Source organism: Dinoroseobacter sp. S124A (assembly GCF_049801015.1).
Taxonomy (GTDB): domain Bacteria; phylum Pseudomonadota; class Alphaproteobacteria; order Rhodobacterales; family Rhodobacteraceae; genus Dinoroseobacter.
Genome location: NZ_JBNAGD010000001.1, coordinates 259,278 through 275,343, shown reverse-complemented (window position 1 = coordinate 275,343; position 16,066 = coordinate 259,278). Strand labels below are relative to the sequence as shown.

14 protein-coding genes and 1 tRNA gene are annotated in these 16,066 nt (G+C 60.7%); 12 read left to right on the top strand and 3 right to left on the bottom strand.

The window, feature by feature from the left end; all coding sequences use genetic code 11:
• The first annotated feature begins 1 nt into the window (after nt 1).
• The 12 genes from ACP15I_RS01360 (at nt 2) to ACP15I_RS01305 (ending at nt 13,254) form a co-directional block, all read left to right on the top strand.
• Nucleotides 2-2,677 (top strand): arsenate reductase (azurin) large subunit, encoded by a 2,676-nt coding sequence (locus ACP15I_RS01360; RefSeq protein WP_424973589.1) that lies wholly within the window; start codon nt 2-4, stop codon nt 2,675-2,677.
• 66 nt (nt 2,678-2,743) lie between these two features.
• A complete protein-coding gene (locus ACP15I_RS01355) occupies nt 2,744-4,879 on the top strand; it encodes a HEAT repeat domain-containing protein (RefSeq protein ID WP_424973588.1) in 2,136 nt (711 codons plus the stop codon).
• 16 nt (nt 4,880-4,895) lie between these two features.
• Nucleotides 4,896-6,164 carry a gephyrin-like molybdotransferase Glp gene (gene glp / locus ACP15I_RS01350; RefSeq protein ID WP_424973587.1) on the top strand — a complete coding sequence of 423 codons (1,269 nt, stop codon included), beginning with the start codon at nt 4,896-4,898 and terminating at the stop codon, nt 6,162-6,164.
• Between the two features lie 15 nt (nt 6,165-6,179).
• Nucleotides 6,180-6,722, top strand: a complete 543-nt coding sequence (locus tag ACP15I_RS01345) for a DUF2478 domain-containing protein (RefSeq protein WP_424964766.1) — start codon at nt 6,180-6,182, stop codon at nt 6,720-6,722.
• A gap of 142 nt (nt 6,723-6,864) precedes the next feature.
• A complete protein-coding gene (locus ACP15I_RS01340; protein WP_424973586.1) occupies nt 6,865-7,281 on the top strand; it encodes a hypothetical protein in 417 nt (138 codons plus the stop codon).
• Nucleotides 7,282-8,514 (top strand): HlyD family secretion protein, encoded by a 1,233-nt coding sequence (locus ACP15I_RS01335; protein WP_424964768.1) that lies wholly within the window; start codon nt 7,282-7,284, stop codon nt 8,512-8,514.
• 123 nt (nt 8,515-8,637) lie between these two features.
• Nucleotides 8,638-8,714: transfer RNA gene (locus ACP15I_RS01330), tRNA-Arg, on the top strand.
• Between the two features lie 148 nt (nt 8,715-8,862).
• Nucleotides 8,863-10,038: a tyrosine-type recombinase/integrase gene (locus ACP15I_RS01325; protein ID WP_424973585.1), complete on the top strand. Its 1,176-nt coding sequence runs from the start codon at nt 8,863-8,865 to the stop codon at nt 10,036-10,038.
• 17 nt (nt 10,039-10,055) lie between these two features.
• The gene (locus tag ACP15I_RS01320; RefSeq protein WP_424973584.1) at nt 10,056-10,937 is read left to right on the top strand and encodes a hypothetical protein; all 882 of its coding nucleotides are present in this window, start codon (nt 10,056-10,058) and stop codon (nt 10,935-10,937) included.
• 141 nt (nt 10,938-11,078) lie between these two features.
• Nucleotides 11,079-11,288, top strand: a complete 210-nt coding sequence (locus ACP15I_RS01315; RefSeq protein WP_424973583.1) for a MerR family transcriptional regulator — start codon at nt 11,079-11,081, stop codon at nt 11,286-11,288.
• Between the two features lie 560 nt (nt 11,289-11,848).
• Nucleotides 11,849-12,343, top strand: coding sequence for a helix-turn-helix domain-containing protein (locus ACP15I_RS01310; protein ID WP_424973582.1), 495 nt, complete (start codon nt 11,849-11,851; stop codon nt 12,341-12,343).
• A gap of 287 nt (nt 12,344-12,630) precedes the next feature.
• Nucleotides 12,631-13,254, top strand: coding sequence for a hypothetical protein (locus ACP15I_RS01305; protein ID WP_424973581.1), 624 nt, complete (start codon nt 12,631-12,633; stop codon nt 13,252-13,254).
• A 311-nt stretch (nt 13,255-13,565) separates the two neighbouring features.
• On the opposite strand, the gene ACP15I_RS01300 is transcribed toward ACP15I_RS01305, so the two are convergent.
• From ACP15I_RS01300 to ACP15I_RS01290, 3 genes are read right to left on the bottom strand one after another with little or no spacing between them, the layout of a single operon-like run.
• Nucleotides 13,566-14,006 (bottom strand): hypothetical protein, encoded by a 441-nt coding sequence (locus ACP15I_RS01300; protein ID WP_424973580.1) that lies wholly within the window; start codon nt 14,004-14,006, stop codon nt 13,566-13,568.
• Between the two features lie 4 nt (nt 14,007-14,010).
• Complete coding sequence (locus ACP15I_RS01295) at nt 14,011-14,340, bottom strand: STAS-like domain-containing protein (protein ID WP_424973579.1); 330 nt, start codon at nt 14,338-14,340, stop codon at nt 14,011-14,013.
• Nucleotides 14,341-14,359: 19 nt separating this feature from the next.
• Nucleotides 14,360-15,532 (bottom strand): ATP-binding protein, encoded by a 1,173-nt coding sequence (locus ACP15I_RS01290; protein ID WP_424973578.1) that lies wholly within the window; start codon nt 15,530-15,532, stop codon nt 14,360-14,362.
• Nucleotides 15,533-16,066 lie beyond the last annotated feature (534 nt).

Sequence of the window (16,066 nt, the reverse complement as noted above, 5' to 3'; positions counted from 1 at the left end):
TATGTCCACACCGTATTACGTCCCCGAAGAATCCGTCCCCCTGCCGCCGCCCGACGCGGATGTGCTGAGCACGGCCTGCGACTATTGCATCGTCGCCTGCGGCTACAAAGTCTATCGCTGGCCCGTCCGGGGCGGTCGCAATGGCGGCCCGGCGGCCGCTGACAACGCCTTTGGCGAGGATTTCCCCGTGGCCCCGCTGGGCCCGTGGATCGCGCCGAACATGCACAACATCGTGCTGCATAACGGCGAGCCGCATCACATCGTGATCATCCCCGACAAGGATACGGAATTCGTGAACTACTCCGGCAACTCGTCCATTCGGGGCGGCGCGCTGGCGCAGAAGGTCTACAACCCGCAAACGCCCACGCGGGACCGTCTGACCTCGCCCATGGTGCGGATGTTCGGCGTGCTGATGCCCGTGACCTGGGATTTCGCGCTCGATATCGCCGCCGAGGTGGGCAACCACGTGCTCGAAAAGCACGGGACGAATGCCTACGGGGTCAAGACCTTCTCCTATGGCTATATGGAGAACACCTACGCGATCACGAAATACGCCCTGCGCCATGTGCGGACCGCGAATTTCACCTTCCACGATACGCCGTCGGATGTAACCTCGACCCCTGGCTTCCGGGATGCGGGTTTCGACAATTTTGGCCCCAGCTATGATGACTGGGCCGAGGCCGATACCCTGCTGATGTGTGGCACGGACCCCTACGAGTCCAAGACGATCCTGTTCACCGATTACATCATGCCCGCGATCCAGGGCGGCCAGAAGGCGATCTTCATGCTGCCGCGTTCGACCGCCGGTGTGGCCTTTGCGGTCAAGAACGGCGGGCTCTTGCTCGACATCCAGCCGGGCACGGACCTGCCCGTGGTGCTCGCGATTGCCCGGGTGATCGTCGAGAATGGCTGGGAAGACACCGAGTGGATCCAGAACTGGGTCAACAACAAATGGGAAAGCTCGTCCGGCTTTGGCCAGGGCACACGGAACACCCCGTGGCAGTGGCGCACGACTTGGGGCAAGTTCCAGACAGCGGGCTTCGAGGATTGGAAAGAATGGCTGCTGGCGCAGGACTATTCCAAGCCCGAGGTTGCCGCCGAGATGGCCCAGATCGACGTGGAAAAGATCTATACCGCAGCCGAGTGGATGGCCAAGCCCAAGGAAGACGGCTCGCGGCCCAAGACCAGCCTGATGATCGAGAAAGGCTTCTACTGGTCCAACAATACCGGCAACACCCAGGCAATCTCGGCCCTCGGGATCGTCTGCGGCGCGGGCGGACGGCCGGGTCAGGTCATCGGCCGGGCCGGTGGGCACCAGCGTGGCGGCCTGCGCGGCGGCGGATACCCCCGCAACAAATCGCCAGAGAAGCTGCCCGGACGGCGGCGGCGCGCCATGGATACAGACCGGTATCTCATGAGCGGGCACACCCGTCTCGCCCATGTCATCGGCACCACTTGGGTGCAGGCCATGTGCGGCTCGCAAAGCTTGCAGGCGAAGTTCGATGAGCTCACGACCCGCAACCCGCATCAGGTCATGTCCTTTGAGAAACAGGACATCATCGACACCCTGAAACGGCGCGCGGATAGCGGCGGCATGGTGGTGTGGAACCAGGATATCTATCTGGTCGACCCGATTGGCGCGCGCTATGCGGACATCGTCTTTCCGGCCAGCGGTTGGGGCGAGGACACCTTCACCCGCGCCAATGGCGAGCGGCGTCTGCGGCTCTATCCCAAGTTCTACGATGCGCCAGGCGACGCCAAGCCGGATTGGTGGATCATCGCGAACCTCGCCAAGAAGATGGGCTTTGAAGGCTTCGATTGGGAGACCTCGAACGAAGTGCTCGAGGAAGGTGCCCGGCATTCCCGCGGCAGCCGCAAGGACTTCAACATGGTGCTGGTCAAGGCCCGGCAGGAGGGCAAGACGCTCCATGAGAAGTTCGCCGAGTTCGGCACCAACGGCATCCAGGGACCGGTACTCATGGATGGCGAGGGCAATCTCGTCGGGACCAAGCGTCTGCATGATGTGAACCGCGAGTTGCCTGCCGAAGGGCCCGTGGGCAAGAACGTCTTCAACAAGAAGCTCACCCATTTCAACAGCCAGACCGGCAAGTGCAACATCCAGAAAGCGCCTTGGGATCTGTTCTCCAGCTATTGGGAATGGCTCAAGCCGCGCGAAGACGAGATCTGGATCAGCTCGGGCCGGATCAACGAGCGCTGGCAGTCCGGCTATGACGACCGCCGCCGCCCTTATATCGTGCAGCGCTGGCCGGAGAACTGGATCGAGATCCACCCGAGCGTGGCCGAGGCCCGTGGGATCGAGAACGGCGACTACGTGCAGGTCTATTCTGACCGGATCCCGGTGCAGAAGGACACGATCGTGGGCGTCGAAGGGTCCGATTTCGATTTCGCCGAGCTGCTCAAGAACGGCCATATCGAACTGACCCGCGCCTCGATCACGGCGGTGGCCATCGTCACCCCGGCGGTGAAGGAAAACCTCGGCTATATGGATTTCCTCCATACCGCGCAGCCTGCGAATGCGCTGTCGGGCCGGGTCGTCGACTGGATCAGCGGCAATTACAACTACAAGATGGGCGTCGGCAAAGTGCGCAAGATGGGCGAGAGCCCCTACAAGTCGCAATTCCGCTCGATGTCCTTCGCCCGCCGCGACATCGCCTGATTTCAAAGGCTTCTGCCCTCGGCGCGCCCTGCGCCGAGGGACCTTTCCAGACATATGAGAGATCCGATGCGTGACTTGCCCATGGCCCCCATGCCCGCCGAGACCGCAGCGATGCTGGCCACTCACATCCGGAGTGAAAACGAAATTCTTCGCAGCGCGGCGATCAAGGCCCTCGCCGGTCTTGGGGTCGCCCCTGCCCTGTCCCTGCCGCTTCTGACCGAGGCGCTGATGGACCCCGACCCCGATGTGCGGACCGATGCGATGGAGGCGCTGAGCCTTAGTGCCGCGCCCGATCATGCCGAGACGCTGATCTTCTCGCTCGAGAACGATCCCGTGCGCGAGGTCAAGCGCGCCGCCCTCTCCGGGCTGGCACGTCTGCGCGACACCTCGGCGCTGGCGCGGATCCGCACGCTGAGCCTCTCGCGCTGCGAGGACCATGTGGCCTGGGAGGATGAGAACAGCGATTGGGAGGATTGGCTCGACATCCAGATCGCGGCCATCGACGCTTTGGGCGAGATGGGTGTGACGGCGGCCATTCCCGATCTGATGGCGGCACGGGATGATGAGCTTGGCCAGACCCTCGACATCCCGGTCTTCGAGGCGCTCTCGAAGATGGGCAATGAAGGGGTCGTCTGGCTCCTCGCGATCCTGCAGACCGAGGGCGGACCGGCCCGGCGTCGGGCGCTGTCCATGCTGTGTCGGCTGGACCCTGCGGCGCTGGCCGATCATCTGGACGCGCTGATCACGAGCCCCGATGCGCCACTTCGGGCCCGGGCCCTGAGCCAGATGGATCCGGATGATCCGCGTTTGGCCCGGCTTGCCGCCGAGGACCCGGCGGCATCCGTGCGTGTGGCCGCGCTGCACCAAGCCGCGTCCGCGCAGCCGGATCTGCCGATCGCTGCCCTGCGGGATCCCGCGCCCGAGGTGCAAGCCGCCGCGCTGGACACCCTTGCCGAGGATCTTACGCCCGACGTGGCCGAAGCGCTGGTGGACAACATGCTGGCCTGGCTGGATCAGGGCGCGCAGGCGCTTGTCCGCGCCGTCGCCCGGCACTTGCCGCGCCGAGCACCGGACCGCGCGCGCGCGCCATTGCTGACATTGATCGCGGATCCTCTGCGCCCGCTCGATGCCCGCATCGCTGCCGTCAAAGCACTGGCCGGGATGGATCCGGCCGTCGAGACCGGGTGCCTGACCGCGCTTCTGGCCAACCCGGCGCAGCAGATCCGCGCCACGACGCTGGTCGCCCTGCGCGACCGGGCCGAGGCCGGGGATGACGCGGCGGCCGAGGCCGTCCGCGCGGCCATTCACGGCACGCTTTTGGCCGAAGATGCAACGCAAGCAGAGGACACCGCCCTCGGCGACGGGCCGGACATGACCGTGCCCAAGGAGGGCGAGAGCGGCCCGCGCCGGATCCGGATTTCCCCCGAAGGAGAGATCATCGAACAGGCCGAGGCCCCCAAGGCAACCGGTCAGTCGACCCTTGCGTCCATCCTCGCCCCGATGGAGGCCACGCCAGAGGACGCGGATCTGGCCGAGGACACCCCCGAAGAGGCCCCGTCGAAACGTCGCCGTCGCCGCGCCGTCGAGGGGCCTGCCGCCGTGACCGAGGCGCTGGTCGCCGAAGCGATCCAGATCTGCGGCACCGCCCGGATCGATGGCATGGTCCCGGCCCTGCTGGGCGCCCGCCTTGCGGCGCCGGACAGCGCACAGCGCGCGATCTGGACGGCGCTCTGCCAAGCCTCGCCCGACCCGGCCTGTGCCGAGGATCTGTTGACTGCGGCCCATGCCGCCCATGACCACGAGGACCCGGTCATTCGTGGCGCTGCCTTTGCGGTGCTGGCCGCAGGCGCGCCCGACAGCCCCTGCCTCGCCGCCGCGCTCAGGGATCCGGATGCGCTGATCCGGGCGGCGGCCATCCGCCGTCAGCCTCCGGAGGTGGCCATGGCCCATCTCGTCGATGACGCGATGCCCGCGCGTCACGCGGCGGTGGATGTGGTGCTCGCCGAAGGAAGTGACGCCCTGCAGCGCCAGATGGCGGATGAGATCGCCGCGGCGGAACGAGCCGATACGCTGGCCTATGCGCTGGCTCAGTCCGGGCCTGCGCGCCAGTGGTATTACCAGCGGCTCGGCACCCCCGGGTTGGGCGATCGCGCGGTTTTCATCCTGCTGGACGCGGCAGGCCAATTGGCCCCGACCGCCTGAGGGATGGGAGCGTGCCATGAACCGCCCGATGCGCAACCCGGTCTGTGCCTGCGATGATCCGGCCCGAACGGCAGCGCTGATCTCTGTCGAAACCGCCTTTGCGCGGCTTGGGGAGGCGGTGCGCCCCCTTCGGGATTACGAGGAGCTCCGCCTGACCGACGCATCGGGTCGGGTCCTCGCCGCACCGGTGACAGCCCGGGCTGCCCTGCCCCCCTTCGACAACGCCGCCATGGATGGCTACGCCCTGCGCGCGGCGGATCTGGCTGGCGACGGTCCATGGAACCTGCCCGTGGGCGCGCGTATTGCAGCGGGTCAGTGGCCCGAGGGCCCCTCCGGCGGCGCGGCGCGGATCTTCACCGGCGCGCCCTTGCCCGCGTGGGCCGATACGGTGGTCATGCAAGAGGATGTCACGCGCCGGGACGGCGGGATCACCCTGCCCGAGCGCCCGCCTTGCGGCAGCCATGTACGCCGCGCGGGCGAGATCGCCGCGCAAGGCACCGAATTGGCCGCCGCTGGGCAGCGGTTGGGACCAAGGCAGATCGCCTCCATCGCCGCAGCAGGCCATAGCACGGTCCGGGTCTCGCGCCGCCCGCGCGCGGCCCTCGTGATCACCGGCGATGAGATCCGCAGCCCGGATGATCCCCGGGATGCCGCCGGGATCTGGGATGTGAATGGCCCGCTCCTCCAGACTGCGCTCAACGCGAGCGGGGCGGAGGTCTCGGTCCATCACGCCCCCGACGACCGCGCAGCGACCCGCAGCTTGCTGGCAGGGCTGGCGGAAGAGGTCGATCTGATCGTCACCACCGGGGGTATCTCGGTCGGCGAGGAAGACCATGTGCGCCCGGCGATGGACGCGCTCGGGACACGGATGGCGTTCGCAGGCGTCGCGATCAAGCCAGGCAAGCCGGTGTGTTCCGGCCAGCTTGGCAAGGCGCATTGGCTCGGTCTGCCGGGCAACCCGGTCGCGGCCTTTGTCACCTGGCAGCTCTTTGGGCGTCACATGATGAACCGACTCCAAGGCATTGACAAGAATACGAAATTAACAGAACGCGCCCGATGCGCTCACCCCCTGCAGCACCGCGCGGGACGGGCCGAGTACCGTCTGGCATGCATCGACCGAACCGCCGGGCCCGGTGCGATCACGGTGATCTGCCCGGACAGCCGGAGCAGCGGGCACATCACATGGCTGGCACAGGCCGATGGTCTCATTTGTCTTCCGGCCCCGACTGGCGATATACCGGCGGGAACCGAACTTGCCTTTCTGCCCTTTGGCCCGCCAGACTGAGAAACGAGATCGCCGATGAATATCGCCTGCACCATGGCTTCGACCCGCGGGGGCACCGACCTTCTGCTTTGGGAGGTCGCAGCGCGCCTGCAACATGCGGGGCTCAAGCTATGCGGTACCGTTCAGACCAACACCGATTGCGGCGACGACAAACCCTGCGACATGGATGTGAAAATCCTGCCCGACGGGCCTGTGGTGCGGATCTCGCAAAGCCTTGGCGCCGGATCGCGAGGCTGTCGCCTCGATCCGCAGGCGCTGGAGAGTGCCATCGGGATCTCGGAATCCTTCCTGCCCGATGCGGACCTGCTGGTGGTCAACAAGTTCGGCAAGCAGGAAGCCGGGGGTCGCGGCTTCCGCCCTCTGATCGCCGAGGCCCTGTCGCGGGACATCCCGGTTCTGGTCGGTCTGAACAGCCTCAATCGGGAGGCGTTCGAGACCTTCACCGGCGGGGTTGCCCAGGTTCTGGACCCCACGGTCGAGGATGTGGAGCACTGGTTGCGCACGATCCTCCCCGCGCTTGGCGAGACCGAAACGGGCGCAGGGCTCCAAAGCGCCTGATCCCGGCCCGCCATGCCGACCGGCCGGGCCATCCTGCGACGGAACGCGCGTGAAATACGGGGGCTGAGCCCGCGAATAACCTCTGTTTTTGGCAGATCCGGCTGGCCAAGCCGCTGTGGCAGGCGTAGCCTGCCCGACGATTATGCAAGCCCTGACCGATGGAGGCGTGACCCGCATGACCCCCGAAGCCCACCCGATGGCGCCCGAGCACCTGCCCCGCTTCGTCGCCGCCGCCGATGGCAGCGACTACCTCATGACTGTTATGATCTTCTTTGTCATTTTCGTCATTCTTGGACTGGGTGTCGCCTATTTCACCCTCCACGCGATGCCGGAAAAGATGGCGCATCATTCCAACAGCACCCAATTGCAACTGATCAGCGTGCTCGCGATGCTCGCCCTGTTCACCCACAACAACCTCTTCTGGGTCGGTGCGCTGGTGATTGCGGCCTTCCGGCCCCCGGATCTGATCACGCCGCTGAATTCCATTGCGTCCTCCCTTAGGGATCTGACGAGCAAGGCCGCCGAGCCCAAGACCATGCCAGAGCGCGAGACAGAGTAAATGCTTGAACTGACGATTTGCTCGCTGATCACGATCCTGCCCGACTACCTGTTCCGCAGCCGCGTTCAGGGGCGGAAATGGGGCGCCGAGATCAACTTCTTCACAGTGTGGTACGAGCTGCGCTGGGGCATCACCATGTGCGCCATGCTCACCATCAGCCTGATCACCGTGGTCTTCTACTTTCACCCGACAACCAGCAATGTCACGTCGTTTTTCCGCACCCTGACCATCGTGTCCACCACGGCCGGGCGCGTCGAAGAAGTCTTTGTGCGCAATAACCAGCTGGTCGCGGCGGGCGATCCGCTGTTCCGCATGGACAGCTCCAGCGAGGACGCAGCCGCCGAGACCGCGCGCCGCCAGATCGAAGAGATAGACGCGCAACTGCAGCTCGCCCAGTCCGAACGGGCGTCGGCCACCGGCGCGCTGGAACAGGCCATGGCTGCGCTGACCCAGACCGAGGACGATCTGAACCGGCGCGAGACCCTGATCGCCGAGGGCTCATCGGCCGTAACCCAGCGCGAAGTTGACACCCTGCGCAACCAGCGCGACCAGAACCAGGGCGCGGTGGATGCGGCCGAGGCCGAACTCGAAGCGGTGAACACGAAGATCGACGTGCTGCTGCCCGCGCAACGGGCCACGGCTGAGGCCGCGCTGGCCCAGGCGCAGGCGACCATCGAGAAGCTGACGATCTATGCGGGTGTCGATGGCACGATAGAACAGTTCACCCTGCGCCCCGGCGACGTGGTGAACCCGATCCTGCGTCCTGCCGGGATCCTCGTGCCCAGCGATGCGGGGCGCGGTCGGTTCCAGGCCGGGTTCGACCAGGTCGCCACCCAGGTGGTGCAGCCTGGCACGGTCGCAGAGATGACCTGTATCGGCAAACCCTTCACGATCATCCCGATGATCATTACCGAGGTACAGGATGTCATCGCCGCCGGGCAGATCCGCCCGTCGGACGAGCTGCTGGATACCTCGCGGCGGCGTGCTCCGGGGACGGTGACCGTGTTCATGGAGCCGATCTATGCGGGCACGACCGACCTCCTGCCGCCCGGCAGCCGGTGCCTGGCTACAGCCTATACCAACAACCACGACCGGCTTGAGAACGAGGATCTCAGCACCCTGCAATTCATCGGTCTGCACGTGATCGACACGGTGGGCGTGGTCCATGCTGCGGGCCTGCGGTTGCGGGCGCTGCTGATGCCGTTCAACCTGCTGGTCTTCACCGGCCACTGATCTTGCGAGGGGGCAGAAAGGCCCCCTCTTGCCTGTCCGCGACGCGGAACGCCCCTCCCCCGCGATTGCCCGGGATAACAGTCTTTACAAAGCACTTTGCTGTGCCATACCTGAATGCGGTGAGGTCCCTTAGCTCAGCTGGATAGAGCAATCGCCTTCTAAGCGATCGGTCGAGGGTTCGAATCCTTCAGGGACCGCCACCTCCACTTAGCCCCCACCAGTACCGAGCCATACAATCACGCATAAATCGTTGATTTTAAAGAATACTGCTAGGTGTTCGGTTTTGTTGGCCTTCACCCACTTTCACTGATACGCTTTCGTTAAGTGGTACAGAAAGTGGTATGATACGTGGCGGCACTCAATGGCAAGCTAACAAAGCGACTTGTGGACAATCTCGGACCGGGGCGGCACGGCGATGGCGCGGGGCTTTACCTCGTGGTGGACCCGTCCGGCGCACGGCGCTGGATTGTCCGGGTTACCGTCAAAGGACAACGTAACTCAAAAGGCGCGCCACTCCGAACTGATTTTGGGCTGGGCGGCGCGGATGTGGTGACGTTGAACCAAGCCCGCGAGCGGGCACTGGAATACCGCCGCATGGCCAAATCAGGGTTGAACCCTCGCTACAACGCCAAGCGCGAAATCCCGACCTTCGAAGAAATGGCGCGGCAGGTACATATTGAACGACTGCCCACCTGGAAGAACGCCAAGCACGGCCAGCAATGGCTGAACACCTTGAGGGACTACGCATTCCCGAAGATAGGCCGCATGCCGGTAGACAGTATCGGGCAACCCGAGGTGCTGATGTGCCTGTCCCCGATCTGGACCGCCAAGCATGAGACCGCCAAGAGGCTCGCCCAGCGCCTAAAGACAGTTCTGGACGTGGCCCGGTCCGCAGGTTTCCGCGACGGGGAGAACCCGGTCACGGCCATCAAGGAAGGCAACGTACTCCCCAAGGTGCAGGTTCGGAGGCACCATCACGACGCAATGCCATGGCAGGACGTGCCCGCCTTCTATGCCGAGCTGAGCGAGCGCTCCGCAACTGCGGCGCGGGCGCTGCAATTCACCATTCTGAGCGCGTGCCGCACATCCGAAGTTCTGGGGATGACTTGGGGCGAAATCGACTGGGACGCCCAGCTCTGGACTATCCCAGCAGAGCGCATGAAAGGTGGCGTTGAGCATCGCGTGCCGCTCACACAGGAAATGCTGGCAATACTGGAGGCGATGAAGGCGCTGGGCGGCGATTACGTTTTTCGGGGTCAGAAACGCGCCGCACCCCTTTCCAATATGTCCATGCTCATGCTCCTGCGCCGCATGGGGCGCGACCAATACACCGTGCACGGATTTCGTAGCTCTTTTCGCGACTGGGCCGGAGAGGCTGCAGGCGCGCCGCGTGAAGTCGCGGAGGCGGCACTCGCGCATCAAGTGGGGTCTGAGGTGGAACGCGCCTACGCGCGGTCAGATTTGCTTGCACGCAGACGCGCTTTGATTGCCCAATGGAGTAAATTTGTTTCCGGCGCCGATTGAGCCGAAGGGGAAACCTTATGCCAAGTGACGGACCTCAGAACATCGAACTTATCGATTGGCTTACTCTAAAAAAGTGGAGCGAGCGCGAGAAACTGCCTATAACAGATTTCCCGAAGACCTTCCGGGATGCTGCGGACGCAATCGACAAACGGGGACCGATGGAGTGGTGCACTGACCGGGTGAATGTGATGTTCATACGAACCGCCGGTCGCTTTGAAGATTCAATAGTTGCCTTGCGCCAATCTGGGTTGAACGTGCGGCGAGTTTTAATCTCCGAGGACACCTTCGTCAGCCTGTACGGAAACTTCCAAGGCTGCTTGAACCATTTACTCAGCAATAACGCAGTGGGTCCAGAGGTTGAGTACGCACATATTGTCGATTTTGCTGACTATCTGGAGCTAAGCGCTAGCAGTTGCGATCCTGACAGAAACTACACTAGAACGGAAATCGACAGCGTTGCCACGTTGCAGATGTTCGATATCAGAGACCAAATCATCGGCAGCGACCCCGAAGTTGCCGATGTCCTAAACTTCATGTTCGACGTTGGTTTTACAGCAGGACGAAACTTCTCCGCTGTCCAAAACATAGTGACATTGGAACCAAGCGCTCTGGCAGCTCAGGAAACGCGTCAGAAGAACATTGCCAAGGGAAGGAAGAGCGGCTCGGCAGACCGAAGGTTCGAGCGTTTGCGCGTATTCATGGACGAGGTAGAAGCCGTTTATGACAAAAACAACGACTTGCGAGAATACGAAGACATGGTTTTGCGTGTCGCCTTCAACAACGCAATTCCTCCCGGCGAATATGGGCACGGCCAATTCAATCACTACTGCGTGGCTCTACGATCGGAGCAACCCTTTAAGGCCAGATTCGACAGGCTTTTCCGAAATTCACTTGAGTAACCTCTGTATATCTGTGGACACCGATAGGTGACTGAGCCGCCAAGGCAGAGTTACTTATTAACTTGAAATCAACGGTTTAGAACAAAACCCTGCTCGATTAATGCTGTGTCATCGCAACCGATGCAACGAAAGGCATTAACGATGGCAGACATCTTCGATCACGACCGTGTTTTCTTCCCTGAAGACCCGGAAATGCGCGTGCTAGGCAGCGTGGAAAAACTGGCCCAATGGCGGCACCGTAATCGCGGGCCAGCCTTCATCCGCATCGGGCGGCGCATCGGCTACCACGGGACCGATCTGAACGCCTACCTTGCCGCCCAGCGCGTCGAACCGAATGGGGAGGCCGCCTAATGAAAAACCCCAACTCCGCAGGCGGGGCCGGGGCCTTTCGTGTGACATCAAATGCCACGGTGGTACGTGCAACAGATGACACACGCGGCGCAGCTCACGCAAGTCCGACCAAGGCGCGTTACTACTGGGACCGCCGCAGTCACTCCGTCCAGCGCTGGGCGCTCCAATTGGGGACCCTCGCACATGAATGACCATTGGCACAGCAACCGCACGCAAGTGTTCTGGACGTGCAAGGCGCTCAGAGAAGGGCGCACCATAACCCACATGGACGAAATCGGAGAGGTGCGCGGATGGCGGCTTGGAGCCATCATCCATAACCTGCGCCACAAATACGGCTGGCCCATTCATACTGAGTACCGAGGACCAGACAGGATCGCCCACTACAGCCTGCCCAAGAGCTGCGACCAGCAACGGCTAAAGTGGCCACGGTCGGCGCGGCCTCTTTCTGCGGACGGCCCCGAGGACGCTCAAGATGGGTAATGCGCGCGATAGAGATATGGGGGCGGCCTTGTTGCCCCCTGCCCTCTCAGAGGCGCTATACGGCGCGTGGAGGGGCACTCATGGCTAAGCGGCACTACAAGCGTGGAAAGCGCGGCTGTGGAAAGCATGTCCAATTGTCAGAGGCCTTGCAGGTAACCGAGGCCTGGGCCACGCTGAAACCTGGGCCTAAGGTGCTCTATCTCGAACTCAAGCGGCGCTACGTGGGCACAAACAATGGCCAGCTCTTGCTCAGCCAACGCGATGCCGCGCGGGCGTTGAACGTGCACCGCAATACGGTTGGCCCATGGTTCCGAGAGTTGGAAGAACGCGGCTTCATCTTCATGACACGAGCGGCATACCTCGGACCCTCTGGCGTCGGGCAGGCACCGCTCTGGGCGCTGTCGGAAGTCGCCACAGTGGACGGGAAGCCCGCGACATGGGCTTTCCGAAGCTGGCGCGCAAAGCAAAATCCCGGAACAAAAAACAAGCCATCCCGCCACAGGAATTGTGACACCGACTTGGGTACCGGGAACCATCCGCCCGGGACCGTTCTGAAAATTGTGACGGGAGGGTAATTTTATCCAGTGCGCCCGATGCACAAGAAACTAGACACATATACATCTGGCCACAGGCAGCGGGTTTACTGCAAGCTTCGGGTCTGCCCCCCCTTCGGCTGGCCCAGCCTGATAGCGTACCGTATTCCGGGTCTGAGGCATCTTCCGCGCCTTTTGCCCAGACTTCGGAGAGACCACGCATACCTTAGCCGCGATACGACCATAACCGGTCGCATTGCCAAGCTACCGCACAAAAAACCGATACCGATAAATTTCCCAAATGATTTCGGCAAAATCTGAGGTGAGGCATGGGTGGAATTGGTAGTGGACGACACTGGCAGTTCGGGGCAGACACGACGGACGATTACCGTTCGATTGATATTCGGTGGCTGAAACGCGAGGGGCTTCTGGAATCCGGGACTAGTCGCCGCATTACCTGGTCGCGCGGCGGCGAGGTGACAGGCTCGATCAATATTCAGTCAGAGCCGGGGCGCGTAATCCTGGACTATCGCCACCGGGATCAAAGCGGGGAATGGCAACCCGCACGCTATCCCGTCTTTCTCGACACCACGCCCTGCCACATGGGCGGCGAGCGGCATTGGTTTCTCTGCCCTGCTCGCGGGTGCGGTCGCCGGGTCGCCATCCTCTACGGCGGGGCAATCTTTGCCTGCCGTCATTGCTACCGGCTGGCATATCCGTCTCAGCGGGAAAGGCCGGGGGATCGAGCGACCCGCATGGCTGACAGGATCAGAGACAAATTGGGTTGGGAAGGCGGCGTGCTGAACGGCCCTGAGCCATGGAACAAACCCAAAGGGATGCACCAAGCCACCTTTGACCGTTTGCGCTGGAAACATGACCGCTTCGCAGACCGTGCTCTGGCCGGTTTTGCTGAAAAGTTCGGCTTCGACCTGCCAGACGAATACCGTTTCTAAAATAGGCTGACTTAGACCAGTTGGCCTGCCGCCCTGCCTGTTGAAGAATGTTGACCCTTGATCCATGAATTTCGCGGTAACGGGGGGGTGTTTACATCTTCTCGGCTGCAAGCTCAGGGACCGGCGCGGGTAACGAAATTTGCGTATCCACAAATCAAAGGGTTTACCCGGTGTTAAAACTTCCTTGAACAGCTAGTGTTCTACACCCGACGCAAGAGGCCCGTGTGAATGCAGGCTTGAGGTTATGAAGCAAGTAATGCGAGCGAGAACGTCAATGGCAGCAGCCAGTGATAGCGGACAGTGACAACAACTCAGTGCGCCCAATATTGACTTCTTCTCGATTGCCTCAATAAAGATCGCAATTCGTTACAGAGCGTCATGATCTCGACAACTCTGTTATAGTCAATTTTTTTTGTAGCTGTTCCAAACTGGCCACCGGTGGCCGCTTCATAAATAGCCTGATCCAGTTTCACATATTCGTTGTACTTATTTCCGAGAATTCGCTGCGCATCCTTGTTGAAACAACCTGACGCCGAAATAGCTCCTTCCAGCTTAGCCTGATACAGCCTTTGCTCTACGTCGTCCGGTTCCGCCAACCAGTACGCTACTGCGTAGCTTTCTATAAGTTTTATCTCGGATATATGATCATTCAGATGCGCGGAGTCTTCTGACTGCATCGCTAAATAATTTTGAGCGATGTAGGTTATCAACGCGCCTGCGAACGCAGCAAATACCGCTACTGCAAACTCCAACTATTTACTCTGCCACTGCGCGTTTAATATGGTTTTCAATGGAAATTTTGTATCTTTCGAGCGACGCACTATTAAAATCAATCCGGATAAGCTTCTGAAGATTCCTTGCAGTGTATCCATCATATCGCACTAAACCACCAAACGCCGACTCCAAAAACGACGAGCCACAACTCTTCAGGCCATCGAGACGAACAACAAGAACGGCACCCGCTTTCTCTGCGGCTATCAGGGCCGGGAGTAGATGTTTTTTCCTAAACTCCTCGCCATTGTAGGGGCCGTCAGCTGCGACACGACCCGCAGGAAAAGGCCAAAAATCATTGGCAATAGAAAGCATGTATGGCTCTTTCAATTTATCATCCCCCACGAAGATGAAGCGTCCACTCAATGAGTGTGCCCCCGATAGAGTGATCGCGGGATCTTCGTTGCAACTGTCTTCCAGCTTCATAGTAGCACTCTCCACCTCTACTGAAAATCCGCAGCGAACCGCGACCACAGATGTCCACCAAGTCCTTCATTTCAGGCAACCCCAGGCCTCTGTACGCCTTCCCGGTTTGACTGCTCCTTGGCCTCATCGCACCTTCTATGTAGGTTCCATCGTTCTCGAATTCAAAGCTCGGCTTCGGTGCCAGGACCGATTTGAAGAAGTCGCGCACCGTCTGCGACCAGTTCTTTTGGGAAAAAGTCACTGGAATCGACGCGCCTTGATCATAGATCACGACGGTTAACTCCCTACTACCTCTATCGACCGATGCAGTAACCCACCATTTACTAACATGTCTGAACTTAAAATCGTGATTATTCGGGTACGCGTGTTTCGACACGTTTATCATAGCTTCAGACAGAGCATTGTTTAGTGCTAACTCCACATCCTCTTGGATTTGTGGCCCTTCGCCAAGGAAGTCGCACAATCCCAAAATACTCTGACTTGCCTCAGCCAGCTCTGCAGAGTTGGTTCCAGAAATAATCTTCATCGTCCTTACGTCACCCAAAGTGAAGTATCTGTCAGATACACTCTCGGTTAGGCCTAAGATCTCGAAGAAGCCCATTTCATAGAGACGCCGAAAAACCGGATCCTTCCACTCATCAAGGTTAATGGTTGGCGGCACATCATCCATTAAAATGCGTAGCCTGTCATATTCCGCAGTCACAACTAACGCCGGTGCCGTTGAGAAGCGAGAAATCTGACTAAAATCCGTGTATCCCTCGATGCGCCGCCGGCCGCGCTGCGATTTCGCATCCTTGAACCAGTTAAAAATCGCCCCTGATGCAGATGACAACAAGGATTTGAAACTGTTACGCCACTCGGAGATAAATTCCAGTGTCTCGTCAGCGTTCTCTGACAAACATATTTCGCGTGGTGGAATTTTTGGGCGATTTTCTGACACCACCTCCTCGATATCCTCGCCATACCAAGCTCGGACTACGTGGCTTCTTTTCTCCCGCACTCTAATTCGAACTGGTTTCTTGGCTTCGACCCTGGCTCTGTGCAACAACCATTTTTTGTAAGATTTAGTGAGTTTTTTCATGGTCCAACTCTTTTTAAAGAATAAGGTCGGCGTAAGAATCTTGCTACATCTTAGAGTCTCCAGCTACTAGGCAACAGTGGCGCAAAACACTGAATGTTTGCCGAACTGGCTAGAACCCCAAACATGGGATGCTTGAGCAGTAAACTCGTAGCCTTTACTTAATCCCTGCGCAACGCGCTCGCGTCAGGAATGAGCAAGCGGCATTGCTGCGCTCAACTATGCTACAAGCGTCTTCTATGGGCTTCTATATCGGCTGGGGCAACGCTGCAGGATTTTGCAAAGCCCGCAACCTGCGCATGGCAGACGCTCGGACAGTCGTCCAAACGTTGAAGGTGCAGCGGAGGTAGGCTAGGAACCGTGCGCTAGGTGCACAACACTAGCATCGCCCGTTCGCCTTTCTCTTTCGGTGTCGCGGCGCAGCCGATCACCCCGCCCAAGGGGGGTGCCTTGATCGCTGCGGGAGGCACTCGAAGGACCGTCGCGGAAGCCGCTCTATCCTACGTCCCAGCAAAAAAGATTGTGACTTCGCTACCA